The organism is Novibacillus thermophilus (genome assembly GCF_002005165.1).
In the GTDB taxonomy this organism is placed as follows: Bacteria; Bacillota; Bacilli; order Thermoactinomycetales; family Novibacillaceae; genus Novibacillus; species Novibacillus thermophilus.
Genome location: NZ_CP019699.1, coordinates 1,199,288 through 1,214,411, shown reverse-complemented (window position 1 = coordinate 1,214,411; position 15,124 = coordinate 1,199,288). Strand labels below are relative to the sequence as shown.

Genomic DNA, 15,124 nt, shown 5'->3' with positions numbered 1-15,124 from the left:
GCGCTCTGCCACAAACATCACTACCATGTCCTCTTCTCCTATTATACATCATTCTCGCATATGAGCGACTGGCGACAAGATGCGCATTCTGTCAAAGATCGCCAACACTGACACTCACGTTGGCGATCACCTTTCGCAAGAAGTCGGATTCATTGACGAAGCTGCCTTACGCGTGCCGCTCATCGAGCACGATCTTTACAAATTCGTCGTAGTTTTCACATTTGATTAACGCTTGGACCGTTGTCGGGTTATTCGTCACTTTCACCAGCAGTTCGTAAAGTGATTGCAAATCTTCCTGACTGTCCCTTTTAACACTTAACAAGCAGACAAACTGGACGGACTGTTCCGCCCACTGGATCGGCTTTTTCAGTGTGCAAACCGCAACAAACGTCTCATCCGATTGCGGGGTGATGGGATGGGGGACGGCTACAAGATTTCCGTAAGCAGTGGGAGCAACCTCTTCCCTGTCAAACAGTGCCTGCAAAAAGGAATCGCCAACCAACCCTTTCTCCTGCAAGGTTTCCTGGAAGAACTTAAAAACGTCCTCGCGGGTGGCCAAATCGCGCTGCAGGAACAGTAAATCCCTCTTGAAAAAACGGAGGATAGACTCCTCATCGGAGGCATACCGGTCGACCTTCGCTACATCCTCATCCGTTAAAATGGCATTGACGTGAATGACTGGAACGGACAGTCGCTCCTCTATCGGAACAGTACTGACAATAAAATGGACGCCATCCAGATTTGTCTTCGGCAGTTTATAGTAGTCGATCGTTTCCAAAATGCGTAACTGGTCGCCAAAGTAGGCTTTCAGCCGATAGTAAATCAACTGTGAACTGCCGAATCCGGATGCACATACGATCAAACACGTTTTCGCGTCTTGTTCTGCCTTTTGCCTCTCGATTGCTGCGCCAATGTGGAGGGCAAAATATCCGCATTCATCCTCTTGAAACCGAATTCCGATCTGTTCCTCCACGCCTTTGGCAAAAAAGAGGGCCGCTTCAAATGCCAAAGGGTAATTTCGCTTGGTGTCTTCGAGAAGTGGATTCCTCACATTCATGCGATATTTGTGTCGATTGATGGCCGGCTTTAAGTGAAGACCTAGACCCATCATGAGTTCCCGGTCTCTCTTTAGCCCCACATTCAAGTGCTCTTCAACGGTATCCAATGCCGTATTGACAAGCTGGTAGATGTCGTCGTCCAATAAATGTTTCACCGTCTCATCGTCGGCCACATTTTCCGCCGCCCTTTTGGCCCCAGCAAGTGCAAGGTGATGTAAGCCACTTCCATTTTGGGAAACGCCACGCCGAACTGTCTCTCTATGTTGGTGACCAGGCGCTTCGCGATCTGAAATTCCTGTTGTTGTGCGATGTCTTGAATTTCTTTCGGAACTAAAGAGATCTCGTATCCGTTTCTGATACGCTGAATCGCAATGGCGATATGAATATACAGGTTGTTCATCGCAATGTCCGCAATCTTGAGGGGACTTTTATATATTTCATCAAGCAGAATGCTCCACAGTTGATCCATCTCTTCCGGTGAGAGCAGATGGGAGGTCCTCCCGTTTACCGTCGAAACCCCTTTTGGCCGGTTGAACACGTACTCGGAAATGCAAAAACGAATGTCTACTTCTCGGCCTTCTGCCTTCAACCCGTAGTTCGGCCTTGCTTTCAGTACGATGTCGTACGTTTCCAAAACGTTTTTGACAGCTTTTAAATCATTTTGCACCGTTGACTTACTCACGTAAAGTTCGTCCGCCAGTTGCTCTATTTTTATAAAGTCCCCGCTCAACAACAGTCGTTTTAGCAGATACACCGTTCGTTCTTCAGGGAGGACCGGAACCGAATCTCGGTCAGAATCGCCCCTTGACAGCTCTTCTAAGGATGCTCGAAACGTTTTATCATCGTTAACGATCAGTCGATACCCTTTTCCCGCTTCCCCCTGAATAGATGCCCCGCGCTCCCTCAGCCACTGATCAAGTCGCTTCATATCACCCCGTACAGTGCGGGAACTCACTTGTAACACGCTCGCCAAATACGAACTGGTCAGTGCAGATGACGCAGCCAGCAGTTCACGCAGTATCACGTGTAAGCGGGAGTTCATTCACATCACCTTCCACACAAACCGAAACAAAAACAAACATTGAGCGAATTAAAAGCCATTTTGCTCTGATACGGCTCTCATCCACTCAGCGCTTTTCTTCGGGGTGCGCTTTTGTGTTTCCAGGTCAACATAAACGAGGCCGTACCGGTTTTTGTAAGCGTTCATCCAAGACCAGTTGTCCATAAACGTCCATACGTGATAACCTTTTACGTTACAACCTTCTTGAATGGCCTTGTGCAACCACTTTAGGTGTTCGCGGAAAAACTCGATGCGGTAATCGTCCTGAATTTGGCCGTCTTTGAGATAGCGCTCTTCATTTTGAACCCCCATGCCGTTTTCAGAGACAAACGACTCGACGTTTCCGTAGTTGTCACGCAAATTGAGCATAATGTCATAAAGGCCTTTTTCGTATATTTCCCAACCGCGATAAGGGTTCATCTTTCTGCCCGGCATTTCGTAGTGATCAAAAAACCATTCCGGCATGAAGGGGCTGTCCGGATGGGGCACGTGCTCTTTCGCTTTGACACGCCGCGGTTGATAGTAGTTCACTCCGAGAATATCCACCTTGTTTTTTTGAACGGTCTCAGCATCCCCTTTTTGCGTCACCGGTACGTGTCCGTGTTCGTTCAAAAGGTCAATTAGTTCGGGAGGAAATTCGCCTAACACTGCCGGATCTAAAAAGCTGCGGTTGAAAAATAAGTCAGCGATTTTGGATGCCTTCACATCGGCGGGATGTTGGCTTCTCGGGTAAGAAGGGGTCAAATTTAAGATGATCCCGATTTTACCGTCTTCGATGGCCAAAGAGCGAAAGACCTCAACCGCTCTGGCGTGGGCGATGATGGTGTGGTACGCCACCTGTATCGCTCTTCTGCCGTCGACGACATTCGGATAATGAAAATCGTAAAGGTATCCGCCCTCGACGGGAACGATCGGTTCGTTGAACGTGAACCACTTTTTGACTCGGTCGCCAAACAGTTTAAAGCACACGTTGGCGTATTCAACGTAAGCGTCGACCACTCGACGGCTTTCCCACCCGCCTTCATACTGCATAGCCATCGGCAGGTCAAAGTGAAACAGGGTGATGAACGGTTCGATGTCATGCGACAGCAGTTCATCGATCACCCTGTCGTAAAAATCAACTGCTTCCCGATTGACCTTTCCCCGTCCTTCAGGAATGAGGCGCGACCAAGCGAGCGACATCCGAAAGGAATTGTGCCCGACTGCTTTCATGAGGCGAATGTCTTCTTTGTACCGGTGGTAAAAATCCGACGCCGTCGTCGGCCCGACATTTCCGTAAAAGCGATAAGGTTCCTGCTCGTACCAGTGATCCCATATACTTTTCCCTTTCCCCCCTACATTGGAAGCCCCTTCGATTTGTGCTGCAGATGTGGCACTGCCCCACCAAAAACCTTTCGGAAATGTGTATGTGACGGACATGAAAAATCCCTCCGTTATCGATTTCGATACAGTTCGATGAATTCCGAAGCTAAATCCTTTACCGTCATCGCAGTCATTAAATGATCTTGCGCGTGGATGAGCATGACGTTGACGGACGGATTGTTTCCACTCGCTTCCTCGTGAAGCAGTTTCGTTTGGTACTCGTGAGCCTTGCTCAGTTCTTCACTCGCTTCTTTCATTAACTGGTCCGCCTTTTCAAACTCGCCTTTCTTCGCCTCCTGGATCGCTTCCATCGCATTGGACCTTCCGTTTCCAGCGTAAAGAATGATTTGGAATGCCACTTCTGTTGCGTTATTTTCCACGACGTCTACCACCTTTGATGTAAAATCAATGGAGCCCTGCGTCGATGACAGGGCTTCAAAAGTTATCGACTACTTCTCGCGACTCTTCTCGTTCTCGTAATAATTTTTGTCCAGTATTTTAAGGAAGGGCCACCAGATGGCCATGACGATGAGCAAGTTCACCAGTTGCAGCGCACCGCCTTGCCAAGCGTTACCCGTCGCCAGAAAACCGTTCAGAATGATCGGGGTCGTCCACGGCACAATAATGCCAGCCGGCGGCGGAACCAACCCTGTTGCCATCGCAAAATACGTGACGATAGTGACCACGACTGGCGCAAGAATCCACGGTATGAAGACGAGGGGATTCATAATGATCGGGAGTCCGAAAATGATCGGCTCATTGACATTGAAAATGCCGGGAGGCCCCCCTAATTTCCCCAGCTCTTTTTGCTGTCGGCTGCGCCCGATAATCAAAATCAAAATCACCACAGCCAGCGTCATCCCTGATCCGCCCATGCCCACGAGGAAAGAATCGATAAATTGCTTTGTAATAATGTGGGGCAGGGGTTCTCCTGCCTGGAAGGCTTCCAGGTTCTGATTGTTCAACGTGAACCAAATCGGGTCGAACACGGAGTTCACAATAATTTGCCCGTGAAGGCCGAAAAACCAGAACAGCTGAATCAGCACGACTGCGACGATCGTCGCCGCCAATCCGCTGCCCAAGGCGGTTAACGGTTCCTGCACAACGGTGTAAATAAAATCTTGCACGGTCACAAACGGTGTCAAACTAAAGGCGATCCGGACGATTAAAAAAACGGTCAAAGTGAGTGTAATCGGGATGAGAGAGCTGAAAGACCGGGAGACCGCATCCGGAACACCGGCAGGCATTTTGATCGTCCAATCCCTGTTCACAAAGAAACGATACAGTTCAACGGAAACGAAAGCGGTCAAAATCCCTAAAAACATCCCTTGTGCCCCGAGACTGGCAGTTGGAATAACACCGGTGACACTTTCAACTACCTGCGGTGTGAGGATAAGAAACGACGCGATGGCCACAACCCCTCCGTAAATCGCTTCACCGCCGTAGTGCTGCAATAGCTTGTAACCAATACCGACAATGACAAATAACCCCATAATGCTTAGCGTGGCTGCTGAGGCCGGACCTAAAGCGGATTGGTAGGCCTCATAAGCGCTCTGGCTCAAAAGTTTGTCCAAAAAAGGGAAATTCGCAATCACAACGAAGATCGAACCAAAGATGATCACCGGCAGGGCCACCATAAAGCCGTCCCGCAATGCGGTTAAATACCGGTTATTATTGAGTTTGTCTGCTAGCGGGAGTAAAACGTTTTCAAGCACTTCCATGAATTTATTCACCGTTCAATGTCCCCTTTCCCTGATCAGCTCAAGCGCCCTGTTCAACACTGCTTCCCCGTCAGCCCGTCCGTAAGCGACGGGTTCAATGACATCTACCGGTATATTGATTTCATCTGCTTTTTCTTCCAGTTTTTGCTTCAAAAAGCGCATTTGCGGTCCGATCAGCAAAACGTCTGCTTTATCCATTTCCGTGCTCGCTTTATCCTGGGCAACTGCCCAAATTTCGACATCAACCCCCTTTTGAAGAGCAGCTTGTTTCATTTTTTCAACTAACAGACTCGTGGACATTCCTGACGAACAAGCCAACAAAATCCTCTTCATACGACAACCTCCCTTTGTATATGCTTAATGTCACTATGTCTTTATCCTATATTGAACGCACGCACATCTCGACATAACGTTTTTCCGTTAACATGCGGAAGTCCTTACCCAGCCGTAGCGCGTTGAAGCCAGAAAAAACTTTAATATTCGTTATCGTCAATCTTCAACAACAGAATAACCTTACCTGTTTCAACTTTAAATTCTGGTTAACAAGAGCAGACACTTTATATGTCCTGTAACTCCCTTCCAATCCAACAAAACGACCTCATCCTGTTAATTCTCCACCTGTTACGGATACTCCAAGCGGAAACCTCCATCCACTATCATTTGTTTATCCTTTTACTGAACCGGAAGTTAATCCTTTAATAAAATATTTCTGTAAGAAAAGGAAAAGGATGACCATAGGCATCATCGAGATAATAGCCGCAGCTGCTACCAAATTTAGATTGTTCACATTTTCACCAAAGAACCCTGATAAAGCGACTGTAAAAGTTTTAACTTCCTCGGCTTGTAGAAAAAAAATCGCAAACTGATAATCGTTCCAAATGAATATACAAGAAATAATAAGAATTGTTGCTGTGACCGGTTTTAGCAGTGGAAATACAATCCTGTAAAAAATACTCAATGTGGTTGCACCATCAACACGAGCAACCTCTTCAATCTCCTTTGGAATGGTGGAGCGAATGAAACCTGAATATAGAAAAATGGTAAGCGGCATATATGCTGCGACATTATTCAATATTGCGATTTCAAGCGTATTCATCATACCAATGTTAACGACTAGTTGATACAGCGGTACGAGAACAGTTAACGGAGGAACGACCATTATGGCGATAAATAACGTATAGATCAATCTATTTAACCTCGTATTCCTTCGAGCTAATGGATATGCTGCCAATGAACCAAAGAAGATCAATAAAATTGCAGCGCAGACAGTGATGACAGAAGTATTTACAAGGGCATTTCCAAGATTAGCCTTGTCCCACGCTTCGCCAAAATTTTGAAAACTGATATTCCTGGATAAAATCCACTTTGAGCTAAAGTCACCTTTTGGCTTTAAGGAGGTGGTAAACAAAATGTAAAAAGGAATTAAATGAAATAATGCAATCATTAAAGAAGGGACAACGAGTATTCTTTTTTTTACAAGATCCGTTCTGTACATTAAGCCTCGACCTCCTTGCGCTTAAAAACGATCAAAGCACTTAAACTGAGAATTAATATAATGACAACCATTAATACTCCCTGTGTAGCCGCATATCCGGCATCTTGTCTGGAAAAATATAAGTCATACATAAAAGTCGACATAGATTGCGAAGCATTACCTGGCCCACCGCCAGTAAGAGATATGATAACATCAAAGAGTTTTAATCCCCCAATAATATTTATAACCATATTGATGGTAATAGAGGGCATTAATAGTGGAAAGGTAATAGATTTAAATTTTTGAAAACTCGAGGCGCCATCAATCTGTGCTGCCTCATAATAATCTTTTGAAATACTTTGCAATCCAGCTAAATAAATGATCATCGCGATTCCCACAAATTGGAACGTATTCACAAATACAATAATCCATATGTTGAAATCCGGATTTCCCAATACATTAATCGGTTCAATACCGATAAGTTGGAGTATATCATTTATGGCTCCACCGTTATATGCAAAAAAGAAATACCAAATATAGCCCATGATCAACGGGCTAATAATGACTGGTAAATAGACAATTGTGCGTGTAATCGTTTTTAAGCGAATATTTTGGTTTAGTAATAAAGCATAAAGAAGACCAATGACATTCTGAAAAAACGTGCTCCCCAATCCATATAACAACGTGTTTCGTACAACAACCCACGTATCCGGATCATGAAGCAATCTTTGATATTGTTGCAATCCAACGTAACGATATGTTTGAGAAAACCCGTTCCAGTCTGTAAACGAAATTTTGAGACCATTCATAAACGGATAAATTATAAATGTACACACTATTAACAGCGCCGGAAGGTACATCCAGCATAGTGAATTCACATATTTTCTTTTAAAGTAATTGACTGTTACAAGTTGGGGCCTTAATTTAAGCTTGATTTCACTCATATTCTCAACTCCAATTAAGTAAAAGCTGGTGAAAGGACAGAAACACCGTATTCTGCCCTTCCAACAATATTTTGTTATTTTTGTTCTTTCAGTCGATTATACTCTTCATCCATCGTGTTTGATACTTCTTCAGGAGTGAGCGAACCGGATAGGAGTTCTTGAGCTGTCGTTCCCATCACATCCCACATACCGCTCGGCAAATAAACGCGATCAAAATACGGTTCCACCTTTACATGTGAGTAGGCTTCATAATCTGTAGCAAAATAGTTATCTGATTCAACACCCGTTAGTCCCGGTGGTAAGCTTGTTCCATCTGCTATCTTTTTGACTATATCCGGTTGGGAAAGAAATTCAACAAACTTACGCGCTTCTTCTGGATGATCAGTGTCTTTCCAAATGGCAACAGTATGGCGCTCTCCACCGATCCAACTCGGTATTCCTCCTTCATGGATGGAAGGAACCGGTATGATTCCAAGTTGAACATTAGGATTCATTTCTTCAACGTCATGGCCAGTCAAGCCTCCCATGACAAAGCCTATTTTTTCTTGAGCCATTAAACTGACCATTTCATGGTTTTGTGCCGTCAGCACGTCTTTGTTAATGAAACCCTTTTGTTGCATCTCTAAAAGTTTTTCAGCCAAAAAAGTGTAATTAGACCAATCAAAGTTGCCATTCAACAAGTTAAGTCCTTATAATTGTGTAAAATGGATTCCTTAAAAATAAAGGAGCCAATTTCAAAATCCTCGGTTAGAATGGAGTTGTCGGAAATACCATTCTGGAGAGGAGAATTTTGAAATGGCTCAATACCAGATTACCGTAGATCAAGAACTTTTGCAGCAACTTTTTTTAGGACATTCAAAAGACGCTGGTGTAGCGAAATTACTGGAATCGGTATTAAACCAAATTCTCCAAGCGCAGGTGACCGAACAGCTGGCAGCTGAACGCTATGAACGCACGGATTCCCGTCAAGGCTATCGCAATGGATCCTATCCTCATCAATTAACCACTCGGGTGGGGACCATTACGTTACGTGTTCCACGGATTCGAAACGGTCAGTTCTCCACTGAACTGTTTGCCCGTTACCAACGGAGCGAGCAAGCTTTGGTGTTGGCTTTGATGGAAATGGTCGTGAATGGGGTTTCCACACGTAAAGTGACTCAGATTACCGAAGAGCTTTGCGGCACTCATTTTTCCAAGTCCACCGTTTCAGACCTGTGCAAAAGGCTTGATCCTATTGTGGAGGCTTGGAATTATCGTCCGCTTTCAGACCGCCGGTTCCCGTTTGTGCTGGTGGATGCCTTGTACCTCAAAGTCCGTGAGGATGGCCGGGTACGGTCCAGAGGAGTGATGATAGGAATCGGTGTCAACACAGACGGTTACCGGGAAGTCTTGGGGATCATGACCGGTGACACGGAATCGGAAGCCAGCTGGAGCGAATTTTTCAGTTGGTTAAAACAACGTGGTCTTGGTGGTGTCGATTTGATCACCTCTGATGACCATGGCGGTTTAGTCCGTGCCATTCGTCACCATTTCCAAGGGGTCACCTGGCAACGCTGTCAAACCCATTTGATGCGTAATATTCTGGATGCCACACCAAAAGCGCTGAGAGACGAAGTTCATCGCCATGTCCGTGGCATCCTGGATGCAGCGGATATCGAAACAGCCAGAATGCTTTTGAACGAAACGCTGAAAGTCTTTGAAGAGAAAGCGCCTAAAGCCATGCGTATTTTGGAAAACGGGTTTGATGATGCCACCGCCGTTTTGGCTTTCCCTGAGAAGTACCGTAAGCGACTGCGTACCACCAACAGCGTCGAGCGGTTGAACGAAGAAATCCGCAGACGGGAACGTGTGATTCGCATTTTTCCCAACCGCCAATCGGTGATTCGTCTGTTGGGGGCCTTACTCATGGAACAGGATGAGAAGTGGGCCAGTGGTCGGAAATACCTCGATATGGAAGATTACTTCACCTGGCGCAAAAGCCATTCAGCAAAAACACATAGTAAGGTGACACGCATCATGTAGGCAGCTTATCTAACCGAGGAGCTTTTTACACACAATTTCGGACTTGATCCATTCAACAGCTCTTCTTCATAGTTATGATCTTGATGTGTAATTAATAGGGGGGTTGCAAATTGATCAAAGTATTGAGCTAACGCACCTTTATCCGACCCTGCAAACCAAAAAGGGATCACTTCTCCATCGCTTTTTTCTTTAATCTCTTCCAATGCGGCCATAAATTCCTCGAATGTGCCGGGAGGATCAATTCCATAATTATTTAAAAGCGTTTTATTGTAAATCAACCCATCTTTTGCTTGATTTAAAGGGTATGCATAAACTTTACCGTCTTTATCCTTAAAGATTTGGTCTAAAGCAGGGTCCAGTCTGTCAACCCACTCCATATTACTTAGATCAACTACATACTCACCGTAACGTTTTTTTGCCCATCCATGTGTGTCGAATAAATCTGGCATGTCATTAGCAGCCATCTTCACACGGAGCATACTTTCGTACTCACCTCCTGGATAGTTGTCATCAATAACTATCTCAGGATTTTCTTCTTCAAATTGATCAACTACACTAGCCATCACTTCTTTTTGAGGCTCCATCGTAATAGTGGAAAAAAACGTTAAGGTGACTTGATCTTTTCCAGAAGATGGATCATTGGTAGAATCGCCACTCGCATTGCCACAACCAGTTGAGAATAAGATTAGAAGGGACACTAAAACAAAAAACTTTAAAAAGTTCTTCATTACGATACCTCCGTTTCTATTAGGATAAAGGAAGAAGATATACAATCGTCACAGCATCTACCACCACCTCGTATGGACGTATTAGCTGTACGTCGCTTTTCTTTTCAGTTGGCTCCCACAACTTTCACGAACCACGAGTTCTGTCGGTACTGTTACCTTTATTGGAATTGCCCTTCCATTCAAGCGATCTAACAAAAGTTTTACCGCTAACTTCCCCATCTCTTGTGTATGCACTTTTATAGTGGTTAATGATGTGCTGGCAAAACGAGCCATTTCAATGTCGTTAAAACTTACAATGGCAACTTGTGTGGGGACATCAATTTTATTTTCTTGTAACGCCTTTAACGCGCCTACCGCCATTGGATCACTTGCTATGAAAAAAGCCTCAGGAAGATTTTTTCTTTTTATCGCTTTTTTCATGAGCTCATAACCATCGCTCATCGTAAAATTTCCAATATAAGTATCCTGAGGACGATACAACCCTTCCTGCTTCATCCTTTTTTCAAAAAAAATTTTTCTCAAATCATCCATAATCTGCTTCTTTTGACCAAACTTTTCTACCTGACAAGCCCCTATAAAACCAATACTTTTATAGCCAAGGCTTAGTAAATGATCTAACGCCATATTTGTAGCCTTTTCAAAATCTACCGCCACGGAATCAAACATTTGATCACACGGAGAGTAATCGATGTACACAACGTTTGCGCGCTTTTTACTGTATTCTTTTAACTCGTTGTACACTTGTACCGTTTTCACATTTAATCTCCCCACAACGATCAAACCGTCCAATTCATCAAATGGATATCCGAAGCTGAAGCAGTTCGGCCTAAATAACTCAGTTGAAAAGAGACCTCTATTACGACACTCATCTTCAATACCTTGTCGAATGTCCAAGAAGTAGGGATCACTCTGTTCTTCTTCTACTGATTTATTCAAGACAATACCTATTCTTTTGTTATGAATAGATAACTTTTCTTTTTCTCGTTTTCGCTCCCTTACTGTCTTATACTGCATTTCTTCGGCACATCTTACGATCCTTTGCCGTGTGTCTTCGGATACCGATAAGGTCACATCATTATTAAGTACACGGGAGACCGTAGAGGCAGACACTTTTGCACGCTCAGCAATGTCTTTTATGGTGGCCATATTACTCAACCTCTTTTTAAAGAGCTTTAACTTAATAAATATTTACTAAAAAATTATATAAAATCGATCCCAATGTATTTTTACATGTTATATAAATTTTTATTTTAAATATTATCAAATAGAAATTTATTAATCAATATTTTCTGAATAAAAAACATATGCTATCATATTTTATTAGAAAAAAGAGTATTTAGATAAATACTCTTGAGTGTTTTTAGTTAAATTTAGTAAATAACCCAATTCCGTATTTCTACGTGATCAGGAGGTCAAACAAAAATGTCGAAAATTACTTTTCTCGGTGCAGGCAGTACAGTTTTTGCAAAAAATTTACTTGGAGATTGTATGACAGTTCCTGCTTTACAAGGATTCGAGTTCGCCCTATACGATATTGACCAAAAAAGGTTACGGGATTCTGACATGATGTTAAACCATTTAAAAGAGCGCCTGAATTCAACAGTAAAGATTGTTCCCTACACAAATCGGAAAGAAGCTTTACGAAACGCAAAATACGTCATTAACGCCATTCAAGTAGGAGGGTATCATCCTTGTACAATAACAGATTTCGAAATTCCAAAGAAATACGGCTTACGTCAAACGATAGCCGACACGATTGGAATTGGAGGCGTTTTCCGTAGTTTGAGAACGATTCCTGTCATGTTGGATTTTGCCAGGGACATGCAGGAAGTGTGTCCTGATGCCTGGTTCTTAAACTATACTAATCCAATGGCTGTACTCACTGGAACCATGATAAAATATGGAGGAATACAAACAGTCGGATTATGTCACAGTGTTCAAGTGTGTGCAGATCAATTATTGAGATCATTAGATATGCCGACGGATAACATTCAATGGAAAATCGCCGGGATTAATCACATGGCCTGGTTGCTAGAAATTAAACGTAATGGAGAAGACTTGTATCCAGAAATAAAAAAAAGAGCCCTGATAAAACAACAAACCAAGCATGACGATATGGTTCGTTTTGAATTGATGCTGCGATTTGGGTATTACGTAACTGAATCTTCCGAACACAATGCAGAATACTACCCTTACTTTATCAAAAGACAATACCCTGAATTAATTGATAAGTTCAACATTCCGTTAGATGAATATCCAAGGCGCTGCGAAAAGCAAATTAAAGACTGGAAAAAAATGCGTGAACACTTAGTTCATAACAGAGATTTAACTCATGAACGTACTCATGAGTATGGCTCCTATATCATCGAAGCAATGGAAACGAATAAAACGTTTAAGTTCGGAGGTAACGTGTTAAACACTGGTGGATTAATTAGTAATCTCCCAAGGAAAGCATGTGTCGAAGTTCCTTGTCTGGTGGATGCCAGTGGTGTTGCACCTACATATGTCGGGGATTTGCCTGAGCAATTAGCAGCTTTAAACCGAACCCACATTAATCCTCAATTGCTCACGATCGAAGCTGCAATGACAAGAAAGAAAGAATACATCTATCAAGCCGCTATGTTAGATCCACATACATCAGCCGAATTATCGATCGATGATATTGTTTCTCTGTGTGACGATTTGATTGAAGCACATGGTGACTGGTTACCAAAATATAATTAAGTTTTTAATGCGGCAACCCAGGTTACCAGTCAGGTTGTAGCGATATTTGTTTCAGGCATGCAAACGAAGTGCTCTACTTTTCCACTCTGCTTAGAATGTGAGGCCCTACGCCCAAAGCAATGGATGGTTTGTTTATCGAAGCGGACGGGCTGAACGCGTCCCTGCAACAGTTGGACAAAGGCCGGCTGAAGTCGGGGTGTAGTGCATGAAGGGTGGTTAACCGCCTTAACCCCTTATCAACGGCTGACAGCCGGCTCCAACACGGTTAACGTGTTGTTGACGGTATCCAGATTGACATTTGCTCCAATCGGAATCGCTGCCTTATATGATCCGTGTCCCGTGGCGAGATTCGTCATCAGCGGTTTGCCGAGGGGAACGACGAATTCGTTGATGAGATCTTCATACGACATGCCGTACGCCACCTGACACCCCGTGCACTCTCCCATCACGATGCCGATGCAGTCCTCGAATTTTCCAGCCAATTTCAGATGGTTCATATACCGGTAAACTGTATTCACCGGTTCGCGGATTTCTTCCAGGAACAGGATGCGCCCTCGCGTATCAATCTCAAAGGGGGTTCCCAACGTATCGACGAAAGACGTGAGATTGCCTCCGACAATGGGCCCTGTCACATTCCCCGGCACTCGGCTCACGGTCGGAATTCCCGGCGGATTCATAATCGGCCGGGGCGCTGTCAATGTCGACGTGGCGGCAAAAAACTGATCGTAGTTGTACGCAGGAGTCGCCAAGTTGAAATCAATCAACATCAAACTGTGGAACGTAATGAGATCGGCATACTCGTACAAAGCATTTAACAATACGGTGATGTCGCTGTACCCGGAGATAATTTTGGGGTTTTCCCGGATGATCCCGTAGTCGAGATGCGGCAAAATGCCGGCCACTCCCACTCCGCCCCTGGAAGGCAATATCATGTCTATTTGTTCATTTTGGAACATGTTCATTAAGTCAAATGCTCGCTCTTCATCCGTCCCGGCGAGAAATCCGTTCCGGGCGTACACATACTGCCCCAATACGACATTAAACCCTAAATTTCGCAATGTGGCGATGCGGGCGTCAATGACGTTGGCATCCGGCGGACTGCCTAACGTCACGATCCCGATCGTATCCCCCGGTTTCAGAATAGGCGGCCGTACTGCCATCACGTTTCCTCCCCCGAATAAACTCCTCTTTCTCACATGTATATGGAGAAGAACGGGGAACATGTGCCTCTCACTGTCGATCTAACAGTAAATCACAATAGTAAAACCGTTTCTCGCGCAGGACGATATCCCCCTTTACAATCGGTATCGGCGATCGAAATGCCGGTCCGTCGTACACGAATGTGTGATATTCCCCGTTTTCCCCGCAAAGGTCACACGTGTCCGGGAGCTCCTTAAAAAAGGATGGGGTCAGATCCCGACCGACGAACCGTTTCGGCAGCGCTTCCGCATCGACACACACTGTCGTCGCCTTGTAACCTTCCGCCAAAAACGATTGTACCAATCGGTCTGTCGCCTCTCCCCAAAGGGGAAAGTGCGCCCTCATTCCCATTTGAGCCAGCTGTCGTTCCCGGTACTCCCGCACATCGGTCAGGAAAACGTCGCCAAAAATCACGGTATCCACCCCGTCATCGCAAAAATGCTCCAACGTTTCACGCATTCGCTGTTCATATGTGTCGTTGTTCGCCGCTGGCGGAATTCGAACCGTTGTCACCGGAAGCTGCAACGATTGGGCTTGCGCTTCGAGGAGTGACTGCCGCACACCGTGCATACTGATCCGGTCGACATCCTCTGTCACCGTCGTCAAAAGGCTGACCACGTCATATGTCCCTTGCTGACGTATGCGTTCCAAGGCGAGTAAACAGTCCTTCCCCCCGCTCCACGAAAGCAGCGCTTTTTTCATGCCACCACTCCCTGTCCTCTTCTTTTCGTCCAGTTTATCACAATTCGAGGTGTGTAACGTCAAACCGTGCGCGGGTTAAATTTTTCACTTGTCATAAAAATAGCGAAGCATAAAGCTTTACTTCTTATC

Annotated in this window: 15 protein-coding genes; 2 read left to right on the top strand and 13 right to left on the bottom strand. The window is 44.7% G+C overall.

What is annotated here, in order from left to right:
- Positions 1 to 166: 166 nt before the first annotated feature.
- From B0W44_RS06030 to B0W44_RS05990, 9 genes are all read right to left on the bottom strand, one after another.
- On the bottom strand, positions 167 to 1,231 hold the full coding sequence (locus B0W44_RS06030) for a BglG family transcription antiterminator (RefSeq protein WP_077719247.1): 1,065 nt from the start codon (positions 1,229 to 1,231) through the stop codon (positions 167 to 169).
- Complete coding sequence (locus tag B0W44_RS06025; RefSeq protein WP_077719245.1) at positions 1,210 to 2,100, bottom strand: BglG family transcription antiterminator; 891 nt, start codon at positions 2,098 to 2,100, stop codon at positions 1,210 to 1,212. The genes B0W44_RS06030 and B0W44_RS06025 overlap by 22 nt, the downstream gene beginning before the upstream one ends.
- 48 nt (positions 2,101 to 2,148) lie before the next feature.
- Entirely contained in the window at positions 2,149 to 3,537 is a 1,389-nt protein-coding gene (locus tag B0W44_RS06020) for a glycoside hydrolase family 1 protein (protein WP_077719243.1), read from the bottom strand.
- 14 nt (positions 3,538 to 3,551) lie between these two features.
- The gene (locus tag B0W44_RS06015) at positions 3,552 to 3,860 is read right to left on the bottom strand and encodes a PTS sugar transporter subunit IIA (RefSeq protein ID WP_077719241.1); all 309 of its coding nucleotides are present in this window, start codon (positions 3,858 to 3,860) and stop codon (positions 3,552 to 3,554) included.
- Positions 3,861 to 3,929: 69 nt separating this feature from the next.
- A complete protein-coding gene (gene celB, locus B0W44_RS06010; protein ID WP_077719238.1) occupies positions 3,930 to 5,213 on the bottom strand; it encodes a PTS cellobiose transporter subunit IIC in 1,284 nt (427 codons plus the stop codon).
- Between the two features lie 3 nt (positions 5,214 to 5,216).
- A complete protein-coding gene (locus B0W44_RS06005) occupies positions 5,217 to 5,534 on the bottom strand; it encodes a PTS sugar transporter subunit IIB (RefSeq protein WP_077719237.1) in 318 nt (105 codons plus the stop codon).
- 331 nt (positions 5,535 to 5,865) lie between these two features.
- Positions 5,866 to 6,696: a carbohydrate ABC transporter permease gene (locus B0W44_RS06000; RefSeq protein ID WP_077719236.1), complete on the bottom strand. Its 831-nt coding sequence runs from the start codon at positions 6,694 to 6,696 to the stop codon at positions 5,866 to 5,868.
- A complete protein-coding gene (locus tag B0W44_RS05995; protein WP_077719235.1) occupies positions 6,696 to 7,619 on the bottom strand; it encodes a carbohydrate ABC transporter permease in 924 nt (307 codons plus the stop codon). Before B0W44_RS05995 ends, B0W44_RS06000 begins: the two co-directional genes overlap by 1 nt.
- A 74-nt stretch (positions 7,620 to 7,693) precedes the next feature.
- Positions 7,694 to 8,296 carry an extracellular solute-binding protein gene (locus B0W44_RS05990; protein ID WP_228441564.1) on the bottom strand — a complete coding sequence of 201 codons (603 nt, stop codon included), beginning with the start codon at positions 8,294 to 8,296 and terminating at the stop codon, positions 7,694 to 7,696.
- 118 nt (positions 8,297 to 8,414) lie between these two features.
- Between B0W44_RS05990 and B0W44_RS05985 the strand changes: the two genes are divergently transcribed.
- Positions 8,415 to 9,641: an IS256 family transposase gene (locus B0W44_RS05985; RefSeq protein ID WP_077718568.1), complete on the top strand. Its 1,227-nt coding sequence runs from the start codon at positions 8,415 to 8,417 to the stop codon at positions 9,639 to 9,641.
- Positions 9,642 to 9,646: 5 nt separating this feature from the next.
- On the opposite strand, the gene B0W44_RS05980 is transcribed toward B0W44_RS05985, so the two are convergent.
- Positions 9,647 to 10,369 (bottom strand): ABC transporter substrate-binding protein, encoded by a 723-nt coding sequence (locus B0W44_RS05980; RefSeq protein ID WP_077719233.1) that lies wholly within the window; start codon positions 10,367 to 10,369, stop codon positions 9,647 to 9,649.
- Between the two features lie 81 nt (positions 10,370 to 10,450).
- Positions 10,451 to 11,515 carry a LacI family DNA-binding transcriptional regulator gene (locus B0W44_RS05975; RefSeq protein WP_077719231.1) on the bottom strand — a complete coding sequence of 355 codons (1,065 nt, stop codon included), beginning with the start codon at positions 11,513 to 11,515 and terminating at the stop codon, positions 10,451 to 10,453.
- Between the two features lie 276 nt (positions 11,516 to 11,791).
- On the opposite strand from B0W44_RS05975, the gene melA reads away from it, so the two are divergent.
- A complete protein-coding gene (gene melA / locus B0W44_RS05970) occupies positions 11,792 to 13,093 on the top strand; it encodes an alpha-glucosidase/alpha-galactosidase (RefSeq protein WP_077719230.1) in 1,302 nt (433 codons plus the stop codon).
- 236 nt (positions 13,094 to 13,329) lie between these two features.
- On the opposite strand, the gene B0W44_RS05965 is transcribed toward melA, so the two are convergent.
- Positions 13,330 to 14,253, bottom strand: coding sequence for a S66 peptidase family protein (locus tag B0W44_RS05965; RefSeq protein WP_077719229.1), 924 nt, complete (start codon positions 14,251 to 14,253; stop codon positions 13,330 to 13,332).
- 70 nt (positions 14,254 to 14,323) lie between these two features.
- On the bottom strand, positions 14,324 to 14,995 hold the full coding sequence (locus tag B0W44_RS05960) for a Dph6-related ATP pyrophosphatase (protein ID WP_077719228.1): 672 nt from the start codon (positions 14,993 to 14,995) through the stop codon (positions 14,324 to 14,326).
- Positions 14,996 to 15,124 lie beyond the last annotated feature (129 nt).